At 38.2% G+C, this 13,650-nt stretch carries 13 protein-coding genes; 7 read left to right on the plus strand and 6 right to left on the minus strand.

The features are described 5' to 3' along the window. Positions 1-87 precede the first annotated feature (87 nt). The 3 genes from KTJ10_RS11125 to dsbD are packed head-to-tail and all read left to right on the plus strand — an operon-like array spanning position 88 to position 3,258. The gene (locus KTJ10_RS11125) at positions 88-633 is read left to right on the plus strand and encodes an ankyrin repeat domain-containing protein (protein WP_032062527.1); all 546 of its coding nucleotides are present in this window, start codon (positions 88-90) and stop codon (positions 631-633) included. Between the two features lie 12 nt (positions 634-645). Next, complete coding sequence (locus KTJ10_RS11130) at positions 646-1,413, plus strand: transporter (protein ID WP_005066775.1); 768 nt, start codon at positions 646-648, stop codon at positions 1,411-1,413. An 18-nt stretch (positions 1,414-1,431) separates the two neighbouring features. Beyond that, entirely contained in the window at positions 1,432-3,258 is a 1,827-nt protein-coding gene (gene dsbD, locus KTJ10_RS11135) for a protein-disulfide reductase DsbD (RefSeq protein WP_262442026.1), read from the plus strand. On the opposite strand, the gene KTJ10_RS11140 is transcribed toward dsbD, so the two are convergent. Then, positions 3,253-4,446, minus strand: a complete 1,194-nt coding sequence (locus tag KTJ10_RS11140; RefSeq protein WP_032052383.1) for a GGDEF domain-containing protein — start codon at positions 4,444-4,446, stop codon at positions 3,253-3,255. The two genes, dsbD and KTJ10_RS11140, sit on opposite strands and share 6 nt — an antisense overlap. A 172-nt stretch (positions 4,447-4,618) precedes the next feature. After that, positions 4,619-5,530 (minus strand): alpha/beta hydrolase, encoded by a 912-nt coding sequence (locus tag KTJ10_RS11145; protein WP_068555517.1) that lies wholly within the window; start codon positions 5,528-5,530, stop codon positions 4,619-4,621. A gap of 152 nt (positions 5,531-5,682) precedes the next feature. On the opposite strand from KTJ10_RS11145, the gene KTJ10_RS11150 reads away from it, so the two are divergent. Continuing rightward, positions 5,683-6,120 (plus strand): DUF2147 domain-containing protein, encoded by a 438-nt coding sequence (locus KTJ10_RS11150; protein ID WP_032052385.1) that lies wholly within the window; start codon positions 5,683-5,685, stop codon positions 6,118-6,120. A 38-nt stretch (positions 6,121-6,158) separates the two neighbouring features. On the opposite strand, the gene KTJ10_RS11155 is transcribed toward KTJ10_RS11150, so the two are convergent. Further along, the gene (locus KTJ10_RS11155) at positions 6,159-6,509 is read right to left on the minus strand and encodes an arsenate reductase (protein ID WP_262442030.1); all 351 of its coding nucleotides are present in this window, start codon (positions 6,507-6,509) and stop codon (positions 6,159-6,161) included. 452 nt (positions 6,510-6,961) lie between these two features. Then, positions 6,962-7,786: an exodeoxyribonuclease III gene (locus tag KTJ10_RS11160; protein WP_002122009.1), complete on the minus strand. Its 825-nt coding sequence runs from the start codon at positions 7,784-7,786 to the stop codon at positions 6,962-6,964. 38 nt (positions 7,787-7,824) lie between these two features. On the opposite strand from KTJ10_RS11160, the gene pyrE reads away from it, so the two are divergent. The 3 genes from pyrE to KTJ10_RS11175 all read left to right on the plus strand — a co-directional run bounded on the left by pyrE (position 7,825) and on the right by KTJ10_RS11175 (position 10,532). Beyond that, entirely contained in the window at positions 7,825-8,475 is a 651-nt protein-coding gene (gene pyrE, locus KTJ10_RS11165; protein ID WP_002121863.1) for an orotate phosphoribosyltransferase, read from the plus strand. A gap of 352 nt (positions 8,476-8,827) precedes the next feature. Then, positions 8,828-9,595: a helix-turn-helix domain-containing protein gene (locus tag KTJ10_RS11170; RefSeq protein WP_126645418.1), complete on the plus strand. Its 768-nt coding sequence runs from the start codon at positions 8,828-8,830 to the stop codon at positions 9,593-9,595. A gap of 97 nt (positions 9,596-9,692) precedes the next feature. Further along, positions 9,693-10,532: a sterol desaturase family protein gene (locus tag KTJ10_RS11175; RefSeq protein ID WP_126645417.1), complete on the plus strand. Its 840-nt coding sequence runs from the start codon at positions 9,693-9,695 to the stop codon at positions 10,530-10,532. A gap of 431 nt (positions 10,533-10,963) precedes the next feature. On the opposite strand, the gene KTJ10_RS11180 is transcribed toward KTJ10_RS11175, so the two are convergent. Both KTJ10_RS11180 and KTJ10_RS11185 read right to left on the minus strand, forming a co-directional pair. After that, positions 10,964-13,153, minus strand: coding sequence for a TonB-dependent receptor (locus KTJ10_RS11180; RefSeq protein WP_262442031.1), 2,190 nt, complete (start codon positions 13,151-13,153; stop codon positions 10,964-10,966). Positions 13,154-13,384: 231 nt separating this feature from the next. After that, positions 13,385-13,597 carry a DUF1737 domain-containing protein gene (locus tag KTJ10_RS11185; RefSeq protein WP_002122004.1) on the minus strand — a complete coding sequence of 71 codons (213 nt, stop codon included), beginning with the start codon at positions 13,595-13,597 and terminating at the stop codon, positions 13,385-13,387. Positions 13,598-13,650: the final 53 nt, after the last annotated feature.

Below are 13,650 nucleotides of genomic sequence, written 5' to 3' on the forward strand. Positions count from 1 at the left end.
TTAGGTTTGCAATGCGATGCAATCAACCTCTAAAATCTTCAGAAGAGATTAGGCATAATAGCCCTAATATATTTTTGAGAGATGGTCATGTTAACCACCCAGCAGCAAGCTTTAATTAAAGCCATAGAAGAATTAGAACTCGCGCAAGTGCAAAAATTACTTGCTGAAGGACTTGATCCGAACTTTATTGATCCGGAACAAGGACCACCTGTATCAATCATTTGTGATGGAATTTTTAAATGGTGGGAAGATGTATCAGAAGCTTATGAAGCGGGTACACCACTATCACAAGAAGAAAAACAACAATCATTACAGGTTTACCTCGATATACTCGAAGCGTTGATTCAAGCCAAAGCGAATGTACACCTTTGGGATGCAGAAGAGTTTTATGGTCCTTTATGGGATGCAGCAAGCTCGGCATGTGCGCCAGCCGTTCAACGTTTATTAAATGAAAAAGTTGATCCAAATACACGTGATGAAGAAGGACTCACTATTTTATCTTCAATCAGTCAGTTGTTCTTTGATTGTGACTTTGATGAAATAGATTGGTCAGAAGCGCTTCAAGAAGAGCGTGAAACATTAGAGTTATTGCGCCAACATGGGGCAAAAATGTCAAAAGAACTAACTACTTGATTGGATAATAGAATGAGAACATTTCAAATTTTAACTTTTGCTCTGACCACTGTTGCTGCTGGAAGTACTTTCGCTGCGGAGTTTTCTTTTGACCGCCCAGGTGCAGGCTTTGGAACAGGGATTACTCCAGTTGGTAAATTGGCTTGGGAACAAGGCTTACCAAGTGCAACTTATACAGAGTCAACGGTTGATGGTGTTAAAGAAAAGACCGTAACTGTAAATGAGGATATGTTATTCCGTACCGGTTTAGCCGACGGCTTGGAATTACAATTAGGTTGGCAAGGTCCAGCATGGACTCAAACCAAACGTGCTGGTAAAAAACATGACACTTCAGGCTTTGGTGATGTCAGCATCGGTTTGAAAAAAGCAATTGATCTAAAAGATGAAAACTTATCAATGGCTGTGTTAGCTGAAGCGATCATTGCCACTGGAAATGATGAATTTACTGCACATGACGATATTTATAGCCTAAGTTCAGCAGTCGCTTATAAATATAATGACTTAGTAGGCACATCAATTACCATGCGCTACGAAGTACAAAATAGTAACTGGGCAGTAACTGCAATCCCGACGATTGATTATAAAATCGCAGGTAAGCTGTCAGGTTATTCTGAGTTTATTTACCGTAAAGCTGAAAGCCAAGACTACGAATATGGTTTAGGGACAGGTTTAGTCTACGCTGTAAATGATCGTACTCAGCTCGATGCAAGTATCGGGGTTGATTTAGAGGGTCAAGATAAGAGCTACAACGGTGGCTTAGGCGTGGCATTCTTGTTCTAATCGAAGCAATTTAAATTTATGTTAATGAAAAAGCTTATTCATCAGGGAATTTTTTATTTTCTAGCAGTTGCTGTTAGTGTCTTTAGCCAGTTGGTTTCTGCGCAAGATAAGCTACTCTCACCCGAACAAGCTTTTTCATTTTCGGTTGAATCTTCTGAGCCGTATACTGCGAGTTTGTCTTGGCAGATTCAGCCAAATTATTATCTCTATCAGCATAAATTTTCCGTACAACAAGGTACTCAACCTTTAACTTTAAAGTTACCTAAAGCGGTTGCCCAATATGATGAAAATTATGGGCAAAGTCAGGTTTACTACCATCAAGTTAATTTCCAAATTAAGACTAAGCCGTCAGAGCACTATAGTGTGACTTGGCAGGGCTGTGCCAAAGACCGTATTTGTTATCCACCTCAAACCATTGAGTTTCAAACCGATGCAGATGGCTTGGTGGGTGTGCAAAACCAAGCAGGAACAGCGCCAAAAAGATTACTAGATTTAGCGAATACACAATCCGACACTTCCTCGGGTTCAGAATCTTTAGAAAAAGAGCAGAGTACAGAGACAGCAGCAGCTACAACTACACCTCAAATTGCGCAAGATCAGATCTGGTCTGCTAAGTTAATTGAACACTCGCTTTGGTATGGAGTTTTATTATTTTTAGGTTTAGGCATGTTGCTCGCATTTACGCCATGTTCTTTACCAATGCTTCCTATTTTAACTTCGCTGATTATTCGAGAACATAAAGGTTTAAAAGCATGGACCATTGCGCTTACTTTTGTGTGTAGCATGGCGTTAGTTTATGCGGGCTTGGGTTTAATTGCTTCTTCGGCAGGTTTAAATTTCCAACGCTGGTTACAACAGCCAGCAACTTTAATTGCTTTTAGTTTGCTGTTTATTGTTTTTGCTCTGAACTTATTTGGTTTGTTTGAGCTTCGTTTACCTCAGACATGGTTAAATCGACTTGACCGTATTCAGTCAATGCAACAAGGCGGCACTTTGGTCGGTGCTGGGGTTATGGGTGTCGTTTCTGCGCTCTTGGTGGGACCCTGTATGACTGCACCACTCGCCGGAACTTTGTTATTTATTTCTCAAACACAAAATCAATGGCAAGGTGCTTTGCTTTTATTCTGCCTAGGTTTTGGAATGGGAATTCCATTGTTACTGGCAAGTATTTTAGGGGCAAAATTCTTGCCTAAAGCGGGCGACTGGATGCATCAGATTAAAGTAATTTTTGCTTTTCTGATGTTGGGTCTAAGTCTTTATTTTATTCGCCCTTTATTACCAGATTGGGGCATGCAAGTACTTAGTTTAGTATTAGGCCTCGCTTTTATAGCCTATGCTGTTTATCAGTTTTTCTGGAAAAAAGGGCAACTACAATGGCTCTACGCGATTTTATTATTAATCGTTACACCTTTTGTAGCCTATAACCAATATCAACATATTCAAAATCGAACCTTGCAAAGTTCTAATCATATGGCCGAGTGGCATATTGCGACTAGTGCAGCAGACTTTGAGAAAATTTTAGCGGCAGCACCTGCTGATCGAGCTATTGTGGTTGATGTCTATGCAGACTGGTGTGTTGCCTGCCAACCGATTGAACACCGTATTTTAAAAGCACCCGAGGTTCAATCTGCTCTTGCGCCATATTATTTAATTAAGCTTGATTTGAGCCATTATGACCAGTCGCATGAAGCACTACTCAAACAATGGAATATTTTAGGACCACCGACCTATTTATTCTTAAGCCCAGAGCAAAAAGAGATTCGTGCTTTACGATTAACGGGTGCTTTTAGTCAGCAAGAACTTTTGCAACAACTCGCGAGTTTGGCAAAGCTCAAAGAATCATAAGGTATTGATAGTTTCGGTCTGATGAAATGTGCGTACCTGATTACGGCCTGAAGCTTTTACCGCATAGAGAGCTTGGTCAGCCTGTCGAATAACAAGATAAGGGTCCTTTGCAAAAGCTGAACTGCTTATTCCAAAACTTGCACTAATATGAATAGGATTATTTTGGGCACTACAGACAGGTAATTCTTGTAAAGCACAGCGACAACGCTCAGCAATTTTTTCAGCTTGAATAATATCGGTGTGGGGGAGTAATAAAATAAATTCTTCTCCACCAAATCGACCAATAATGTCCTCACTGCGCAAATTATCAGAAAGGCACTGCGCAATTTCAATTAAGACCTGATCCCCTTGGTGATGTCCGTATATATCATTAATTTTTTTAAAATGATCGATATCAAGAAGTACCACTGCATAATCAAATTGTTGTTGGTGTAGCGACTCTAAATGTGTGTTTAAACTACGTCTATTTAATACATTGGTTAAAGGGTCGATTTGGCTTAGACGTTGAATATAAGTTTCTCGCTGACGCCATTGGGTGAGTAATATTTCAAATAAAATAAAACAGGCCAATAAAATAGGCATAATAAAAAAAGCCATACTTCCTAACCAAAACGGATTAGTTTGGGCTCGTTGCATAGCAATAAGATTAAATAATGGCGCATAAGGCAAAACACCTTTCATGCTTAGATACGTACATATTGTTAAAATAATCGTCGCAGGTATAAGGGCGCTATAAACAATTTTTCGCTCGAATAACACCAAACCCACACCGATGGTACCTACATAACCGACCATAGTGGCTGGACTGATACTGCCAATTAAATATCCATCGTGGCATAGCATGAGTGCAAAGAACTGTACACTAATCAAAGGAATAACTTTTTGAGCCCATTCATCATTTTTGTAGCGATAACAGGGGATTATCAAAGCGCCTAATAAAAATAAAGTAAATAAATTGAGCAAGATTTGTGATTCAACTAAAGGCAGATTTGCCCATTGCCAAACGCTTGGCGTAATTAAAATATAGCCTTTCCATAAAATCCAACTGAAGTTCATTGCACAGGCAAGTGTGAGCATCAGTGCACTTTTTTGTAATGGAGTCCAGTTGATAATGTGATTATTGTGGATGAAATCGATTATCACCTGTTTTGTTCTATGTATTGGATGAGTGATTAAACGATTTTTCATAGTAAGTAAGGGCTCCTAAATATAGATGCCTCTTTGTTAGACCATCCTAAAATTGGATTGTTTAAATAATTTATATTTTAAACATAACATGATTTTCAATTTATACATGATGTCTTTTATAAAGAAAATGATGTGAAAAGTTTTGGGACTATTCACATCATTTATCAGTAAATTAAGTTTTATCAAGCTCATGAGCAAATTCAGCAATATCTGCCAATGCTTGTTTAGCTTCATCAAACCAAGCATTAAACATCTGGAAGTTATGCCACATGCCCGTATAAAGTTTGAATTGAACGTTAACACCAGCATCTTCAGCTTTTTCTCTAAAACGCTTGGCATCGTCTAATAATATTTCTTTAGAACCCACTTGAACCAAAGTTGGTGGAAGACCATGTAAATCGTCGAAAATAGGGGAAACACGTGGGTCATCGGCTGCGATATGATTGCCTATATAGTACTGAGTACCTGTTTGTAAGGATTCAATAGATAATAAGGCATCATGCTTTTTGTTAAACCGAAGAGACTCACTCGTGAGTGTTAAATCCAAAAATGGAGACAATAAAATTAGGCCACTCGGCATGAGTTCGGGTTGTTCTTTTAAACGCAAGCAAAGTGCTAGCGCTAAATTTGCCCCGCATGAGTCACCCGATAAAATAATATCTTTCGGTTGGATGCCTTGGACCACTAAAGACTGATAGATGTCGTATAGAGCTTCGGTTGCCTCAGGGTAGGGATGCTCTGGTGCAAGAGGATAATCCACATGAATAATCTGCATTTGAGTACGGGCAGCTAAATCCGTCATAAAAGCATGATGTGTTTTGACACTACCAAGGAAAAAAGCACCGCCGTGAATGTGAAAAATTAGTTGAGTCGCAGAATCTTGCGGCTTGATTTCTTCACCTTTAATGCCTGCTAGTCGAATCGGGCGCACGGATACATTTTTTTGTCGTGGGAAAGCACGACACATCTGATCCAGCACAGGGCGTAAGGCAGTAGCCGGCAAATTTAGCTGGCTTGGCTTGCGAATTGTTGTTTTAAGAAAAGTTTCTGTAAAATAATATTTCCAAACATTTGATATATTCATATAGCATCCATTTTTATGCTAGTTTCTTGTTTTCTTGTAAATTTTATTTTGCAAGATTACAAGGTTACACGAAACAGTCACATTCAAAAATTGCAATATCTTTGCGACTTCTGAATACTGAAAATCTTGAAAGACCCAAGGATATTACAAAAATGAAAAAGATTGCTTTAGCTTTAGGACTCATTGGTATGGCTGCATTTGCCAATGCGGCTGATTCACTCAATGGAACGGTATGGAAAACGATTGATGATCAGACCAACAAGCCAAAAGCCGTAGTGAAATTTACGGAACAGAAGGACGGAACCTTAACTGCAACCATTCAGAGCATTTTGACACCAGGTGAAGAAAACACTTGTACAAAATGTGAAGGTCCGTACAAAAACAAACCGCTTAAAGGTGTCACCATTGTACATAATTTAAAAAATGTAGGTGGTAACAGTTATGAAAACGGTACGATTTTAGACCCAAAATCAGGTAAAACTTACAAACTGAAAGGTGAGTTAACCGATGGCGGCAAAAAGCTTAAATTACGTGGTTATATTGGCGTTTCTGCACTTGGTCGTAACCAAACATGGATTCGCGCGAACTAAAAGTTTTAATAAAAAAACGAGCCATTTGGCTCGTTTTTTTATGCTTGAATATTTTGATAGGCGGTTTCATCGAAACCTACAATAAAGCCTTGTGGAGTTTTTAAAACAGGTCTTTTAATCAAACTTGGTTGAGCAATGAGTGCTTCAATGAGGCTTTCTTCACTGCTTAGAGCACGGTTTTGTTCTTCTTCTGAAAGCTTGCGCCAAGTCGTCCCTTTTTTGTTAAGAACGGTATCTTGTCCAATTTCTTTTAACCAGATTTTTAGAGTATCTGCATCAATGCCTTGTTTTTTATAATCATGAAAATCATAGTTAAGCCCTTTAGCCTGCAAGGCATCAAATGCTTTTTTCATTGAGTTACAGTTTTTAATTCCATAAATTTTTAACATTTTATCGGACCATGTCAAAAAGAGAGATCACACAGCCTAACCCAAAATGCTTTTAAGCACTACTTTATACCGATACTTTTAAAACAAATGAAAATTAATGATTAATTGAAAGAGAAATGTCATGTTATTGTCATAAGACAAGGTAATAATGAGCTTAATAAGAAGAAGTTAAAACTAAAAGAACTTAGCGCAAAATAAGAGACAGAAAAGAGAAAACCCGCATTTAATCATCCTGATCATGCGGGTCTCATTTCAACGTCCAATGTCACATCCTTGCAAATAAACTTATCATAAGTTTATTTTATCTTCCTACGGCGTCCTATCCTTTTGCGTCATCCTGACTGCTTCCCTGTGCCGTGGGGCTATAATGCCGTTAAAGCTGTGTAAGAAAAATACTCAAAAACGACATATGCTGTAAGCGAAAACGACAATGTAAGTGAACGAGTGTTCACTTATTCTTGAATTTTATAGTCGATAATAACGGGTGCGTGGTCGCTAAACCATTGATCTTTATAAACCCAAGCATTAATTGTACGTGCTTTCCAGTCTGGCGAGCATGCATGGTAATCAATACGCCAACCTACATTTTTTGCACGAGCTTGACCGCGATTTGACCACCATGAATAAAGTTCTGCTTCTGTGCGAACTACACGGAAGGTATCGACATAACCAAGTTCATCATAGATATGATCAAGCCAAGCACGTTCATGTGGTAAACAACCAGATGATTTCTGGTTACCTGACCAGTTTTTGATATCAATTCGTTTATGAACAATGTTGTAGTCACCACAAATGATGACTGACTTGTTTTCATCACGCCATTGTTTCAAGATTTTTGCGTATTCACCTAAAAATAAATCTTTACGTGCTTGCGCTTCTTCACCACTTGAGCCCGAAGGTAAGTATAATGACGCAATATGTACCGGATGTGACAAACCTAAATCGAATTCCGCAGAAATAAAGCGGCCTTGACTGTCAGCCAGCTCAAACCCTAATCCATCTTTAACAGAGACGAAGGGTAGGCGGCTATATATCGCAGTCCCCGCGTAACCTGCACGCTCTGCTGGAAAGAGATGGGTATGCCATCCTTCGGGTCTGAATTTTTCAGTCCATTGTTCATGGGTAATGCGGCTTTCCTGCATGCATACGACATCGGCATCTGATTGTTCTAACCATTCAAGTAAGCCTTTCGTCACCGAAGAACGTAAGCCATTTACGTTAATGGAAACGACTCGAAGAATTTTTACATCACTTGGATACTGATCCTTTGGTATCATGCGAAAATTTAACCTCAATTGTGAATTTGGAGCACCTCATGACAACGCCTGTGTCATTTCACCCGCAAGCATTTATCGAACTCGCATTATCACGCGGTGTGCTTAAATTTGGTGAGTTTACTTTAAAATCTGGACGCGTGAGTCCTTATTTTTTTAATGCAGGCCTACTCAACGATGGTGAAGCTTTATCTCTTTTAGCACAAGGCTATGCTGATAAATTAACACAATGTGAAAATGTTGATGTGATTTTTGGACCAGCTTACAAAGGTATTCCATTTGTAGCAGCGACTGCTGTGGCTTTATCGCAAGTCCATAATAAGAGTGTGCCATGGGGCTTTAACCGTAAAGAAGCGAAAGATCATGGTGAAGGCGGTGTTTTAGTCGGTGCTGCGGTTGAAGGTAAAAAAGTCTGGATTATTGATGACGTAATTACCGCAGGTACAGCGATTCGTGAAGTGGTAACGATTTTGAAAAATGCTGGCGCAACTATTGCGGGTGTTTTGGTGGCATTAGATCGTCAAGAACGTGGTCAAGGTGAACTTTCTGCAATTCAAGAAGTTCAAAAAGAATTAGAAATTCCTGTGCATGCACTGATTACCATGAAAGATTTAATGGATTATTTAGAAGCGAAAGGCGAAACAGAGGCCCTAGCAAATATGCAAGCGTATCGCGAGAAATATGGTATCTAAGAGTTAGATGTAGAAAAAGGAAGCTAAGGCTTCCTTTTTTGTTTGTCATCCGAACAAATTATTGAGTTGATCTAATAGCACTGGTAATGATAGTCGTGGAACGTGAAAAATCATGAAAAAGCCCGATCGAGTGTGACTGGGTTTTAGTAGGCGAAATAAGAAATTGATTTAAAAGGAATTTTGTATGACTGCATTATGTTAACTCTAGAATTTCTTAAATTAAAAGAAATCAAGTTTTTATTTTTGAGGACTCTTAAATTTTATATATTCCATCTCAATACTAATATAACTGAATTATTTAAATATCTTTATAAAGCATTCAATTTTAGCGTTAATCTTGTAAAATCTAAACATGATAAAAAAAGAGCAGCTATCACATTGGCAAGGTCAGATGGCTATTGGTTTGGGTTACGGTTATTTCTGTGGACAAGCAGGAGATAACAGACCACATCGACATCTTGCGCATCAGATCACTTTTCCCCTCGATCCACTACAATCTATGCAGATTATTGGATACGAGCAGTTACATACGGGTATGGGTTTTTTCATTCCAGCAAATACTGTTCATCAGTTACAGAAAGGCAAGTATTGCTCGATTTATTTGGATGGAACTTATTATTTAGGGCAGGCTATACATCAATTTTTTGCCTCAACATCTCAGATACAAATACTGCCAACAACGCTTCTGGAGCAATTGCGGCTTTATTTTTTGCATACTAATAATATTACCAAAGCCTTTGCTCAATTACAGTGCTATTTTGATTGTATGGTAGCTAGTGAACGTGCTCAATTAATGAATGGCTATATCTATCAACATCTATTATATAATTATGTTCCTTCACGTCAGGAGCTGGCAGCGTTACATCACTTATCTGAAAGTCGTCTAGCACATTGGTTCAATTCCCATTTTGGTATTTCATTACGTAGTTATCGCAAGTGGTTACGCTTGATTATTGCACTTAAAAATCTACATGATGAAAATAATTTAACTGCAGCCGCGTATCAGAGTGGCTTTACCGATCAAGCGCATTTTTCTAGAACCTGTATGCAAATGTTTGGCATACAACCTTCGGCTATCAAAAACATTCAAAACAAGATGATCTTGTTGCCTGAATCTTAAGTAAATTCACTTTTTAAATAAAATATAGCCGTTTTATTCAATTTAAACATCAAACAATCCTGCATGGTAGTGATCAATCTAAATAGAGGACATCATCATGCTAAAGTATAGTCATTTTTTAATACGTTATTTGAGTTATCCGATTTTATCTGTTACGACCTTAGCAATAGTATTATTGATGGCTTATCAAAAAATACCCTATTGGCCATCCGCACTAGTATGCATTGTATCTATTAGCGCTATGGTTGCAATGTTAGAGCGCTTTTTGCCATATCAGCAAAAATGGTTACATGATCAAGACGATACATTCACTGACATTTTTCATGCGATTTTTAATGTAGCACTTATTCTAATAACTGCAACAATTTTACAATTTATCCTGAAATTCGAGTTTTTTTCTAAATTATGGCCTATTCAATGGCCAATATGGGTACAATTTTTACTGGTGGGGATAATTATCGATTTTGGTTTATGGTATATGCATAAACTGAGTCATCGTCGGCGCTGGTTGTGGAAATTACATGCCATTCATCATCAACCTAAACGCTTATATTGGTTAAATGGTGAAAAACGTCACCCATTAAGTGCGATTGCACTAGCAACACCTAGTTTATTGGTGTTAACGATATTAGGGGTACCAACCTTGCTGATAGGTTGTTGGCTAACCTTTACTGCGGTACATTTAAGTTTTCAACACGCCAACTTAGACTATCGGGCAGGGCCATTAAAACATGTATTTGCTGTTGCTGAAGTACATCGTTGGCATCATAAACAGGGCTTTGGCAGTAAAAATTTTGCCGAGGTTTTTGTGATTTGGGATCATATTTTTGGCACTTTTCACTACGAAGAAAAAGCAGTTTCTGCAGATAGTTTGGGCATTCGTACCCCTATATCGAATCGATATTTCAAGCAGCTGTTGTGGCCATTTAAAAAATAGCTGTAATCATAGTTCTTGGACTATGAAATGGTCTAATTAAATCATCAATAACTTTAGAATTATCAGGTATTGATGATTTAAATTTTCATGGATAGAAGTTGAAGTAACTAAACAACAAACTGAAGGGGTGGTGAGAAATCACAGCAAATGCCAATTGGTATATGACTTTTAATTTTAAAAAGTACCGTGCTGAGCTATCTAGAGTTTAGCCTTATTTAATAGTTCATTTAACATAAGGGCGAATCTACGAAATCTTTCTCATCACACTTTTTACACTCCAAGATCCTGCCCAACTTTTCATTACCCCTTATTCACTCATCCCAAAGGCGAAAAGGAAGCGCTAGCAAATATGCAAGCGTATCGCGAGAAATACGGTATCTAAAAAGAAAAAGGCATACTTCTAAAGAGGGTATGCCTTTTTAATATTTTACTTAGAACTGATAATTTAAACGCAATAACACATTACGTGGTGTGCCTGGCATGCTGTCCGAACGCCAGTACTCTTTATTGGTTAGGTTATTTACCGCAAGTGTGACATTCCAAGGGTCTGCACTATAGCCAATTGCTGCATCGACACGGTTAAAGCCTTCCATTTTTACTTGATTATTAATATTTGGATAATAAGAGCCGACATAAGTCACGCCCACCTCGGTATACCACTGTTCAGTTGGTAAATAACGAACAAATAAATTACCAGTGTTCTTAGATGTATTTGCTAAATAGTTACCTTCTTGTTCAGGCTTTTGTTTGTCTTCTTTTACTTTTGCATCTGTATAGCCATAACCACCGCGGACAAAGACATTATCAAGTACACGACCAATAAAACTAAATTCCAGACCGCGTGATTGATGCTGACCCGCAGTTGCCCATACATCTGGTTGTTCATTAGGATTTGGTTTATAGCGGATATTATTTTTACGAATATCAAAGACAGAAAATTGAGTATTTAAACGATTATCTAACCATTCGCTTTTTACCCCAACTTCATATTGCTCGTTATATTGAGGCTCTTTATCCATTTTTGTGACATCGGTGCTTCCAGTAACTTGGTTAACACCCATTTGTCCACCAAATGGTGCAAAGCTCTTAGAGTAAGAGGTATAAAAGCTATGTTCAGGAAGCGGTTGCCATACCAAACCAACATTTGGGCTAAAGCTGCCATCTTTTACATTACGATGTTCTTTAGTCAACTTGTTGGTGGTTGAAAAATCGAAGTAATCGTAGCGCACACCCAGCATGAGTTTAAGTTGGTCATTTAGACCAATTAAATCTTGAATAAATACGCCGTAAGTTGTGCCTTCATTATAGTTATGCTGACTAATCTTTAATGGGCCATTGCCACGACTGTACTCACGTTCACCAGTGATTGGATTAACGTAACCATAAATGGCTGACCCATTTTGAGTTTTATTGGCTAGACGTGGCTCTCGTTGTTCATAAGTCCAGTCTGTACCCACCATAATTTGGTGTTCAAGCTGACCAGTTTTGAACTTACCCTTAATATCAAAGGTATTGGTGGTGGTCTTATTGCTGGTTTGTTGCCAGTAGTAATTTTGGTCGATGTAACCTTTTTTAGTACAAGACTCATTCTTTGAGTTTTTACCATCTAAACCACAATAAGTTCCAAAATAAAAGTGGTCAAAGTTCTGTTCTGCTTGTCGGTAACTTGCTGCCCAGTGAAAGTTCCAATCAGGCGCATATTGATAATTCACATCGGTGCGGACCACTTGCAAAATATCATCAACATAATCGGCGTCTTGGGCAAATCCCATTTTGATTGAAGTTTCCGCAGGCAGAATGTCGCGTGATGGTCCGCGATCAGGCACACGACCTAATTTGTCATAGGTGTATTGTGTGGTCCAAGTGAGTGTTCCATCGTCATTTTTATAAGTGAAACTTGGTGAAAACATTTCAATTTTATTTTCAATGCCAGAGCGGAAGCTGCCTGACTCGCCATATTCTCCAGTTAAACGTACTGCTAAATTGTCATTAATGACTTGGTTAATGTCAGCCGTTGTTCCATAGTTGTCGTAAGAACCTGCATATGCACCAACTGAACTTTTAGAGTCAAAATTGGCGAATTTACTCACCATATTCACAACTCCACCGCCAGCACTACGGCCATATAAAACAGAGGCGGGGCCTTTTAAAATTTCAATACGTTCGATATTTGCTGTACTACGACGTACTTGTCCGCTTTCACGTATGCCATCACGATAAATATCACCTGTATCAGCACCAAAACCACGAATCGTGATCCCATCACCGCGCATATCATAACTGGTTGATACCCCCGGGGTGCCTTGTAGCATAATGCTTAAATCATTCGATCCATAAATTTTATATTTCTGAACATCAATCGTATCAACGGTTTGGGGAATATCTTTTTTGTCTAAACCATTACGTGTGACATTGGCTTTATCGTAGTCGATATAACTTTTAATTGGGTCGAGCTCACTCATTGCCTCAATTTTTATGGTGGGCATGGTAGCTGCCACTTTTGCGGCTGAATCAGTCGGTTCCTCTGCGTAGGCACCTTGAATATTCAAGATCATTAAACTGAGTAAGCTCAGCGGGAAAAGACGCTTCATTTGGGGAGATGGTATAGAAATTCTTAACATAAAAATAAAATCAATTAACAAAAATAAAAGTATAAATGATAATTATAATCATTTAACTGTTTAGAATAAAAGAACTATTACCTTAAAAAATGACATATTTATTTTTTAATAACTGATTTTTAGTAAGTTAATTAGCAAATTAAACGAATTGGATGAGTTGACTCATTAGTTTTTCTTGTTAATTGAGCTTTAAAGGGGGACTTTTCGTTGATTAAAAGCACCCTTCTGGAATTACGCGTTATTTTTGAGAACATCTAAAATATCCATTTCTGGATCATAATTTTCATCAATTGTTTTGCAAATTGCTTGTCCTACAATGACATGCGTGCCGTTAAAAGTCATAGTGGGTGCTTCATATAATTCCCAGCCATGATTCAGAGCTTTAGTCACTCGTGCACAAAAAGCAGAGTCATCAGGACCAGTTAAATAGCGATAAAGTTTCATGTTTAGCCTTTAGAAATAGTATTTTATAGCCTTAGTTTAACTGAATTTACCTT

It is taken from the genome of Acinetobacter sp. WU_MDCI_Abxc222 (genome assembly GCF_025514755.1).
Lineage (GTDB): Bacteria > Pseudomonadota > Gammaproteobacteria > Pseudomonadales > Moraxellaceae > Acinetobacter > Acinetobacter geminorum.

Coding starts and splice junctions, on each gene's coding strand:
- KTJ10_RS11125 (WP_032062527.1), top strand. CDS start 88: ATGTTAACCACCCAGCAGCAAGCTTTAATTAAAGCCATAGAAGAATTA.
- KTJ10_RS11130 (WP_005066775.1), top strand. CDS start 646: ATGAGAACATTTCAAATTTTAACTTTTGCTCTGACCACTGTTGCTGCT.
- dsbD (WP_262442026.1), top strand. CDS start 1,432: ATGTTAATGAAAAAGCTTATTCATCAGGGAATTTTTTATTTTCTAGCA.
- KTJ10_RS11140 (WP_032052383.1), bottom strand. CDS start 4,446: ATGAAAAATCGTTTAATCACTCATCCAATACATAGAACAAAACAGGTG.
- KTJ10_RS11145 (WP_068555517.1), bottom strand. CDS start 5,530: ATGAATATATCAAATGTTTGGAAATATTATTTTACAGAAACTTTTCTT.
- KTJ10_RS11150 (WP_032052385.1), top strand. CDS start 5,683: ATGAAAAAGATTGCTTTAGCTTTAGGACTCATTGGTATGGCTGCATTT.
- KTJ10_RS11155 (WP_262442030.1), bottom strand. CDS start 6,509: ATGTTAAAAATTTATGGAATTAAAAACTGTAACTCAATGAAAAAAGCA.
- KTJ10_RS11160 (WP_002122009.1), bottom strand. CDS start 7,786: ATGATACCAAAGGATCAGTATCCAAGTGATGTAAAAATTCTTCGAGTC.
- pyrE (WP_002121863.1), top strand. CDS start 7,825: ATGACAACGCCTGTGTCATTTCACCCGCAAGCATTTATCGAACTCGCA.
- KTJ10_RS11170 (WP_126645418.1), top strand. CDS start 8,828: ATGATAAAAAAAGAGCAGCTATCACATTGGCAAGGTCAGATGGCTATT.
- KTJ10_RS11175 (WP_126645417.1), top strand. CDS start 9,693: ATGCTAAAGTATAGTCATTTTTTAATACGTTATTTGAGTTATCCGATT.
- KTJ10_RS11180 (WP_262442031.1), bottom strand. CDS start 13,153: ATGTTAAGAATTTCTATACCATCTCCCCAAATGAAGCGTCTTTTCCCG.
- KTJ10_RS11185 (WP_002122004.1), bottom strand. CDS start 13,597: ATGAAACTTTATCGCTATTTAACTGGTCCTGATGACTCTGCTTTTTGT.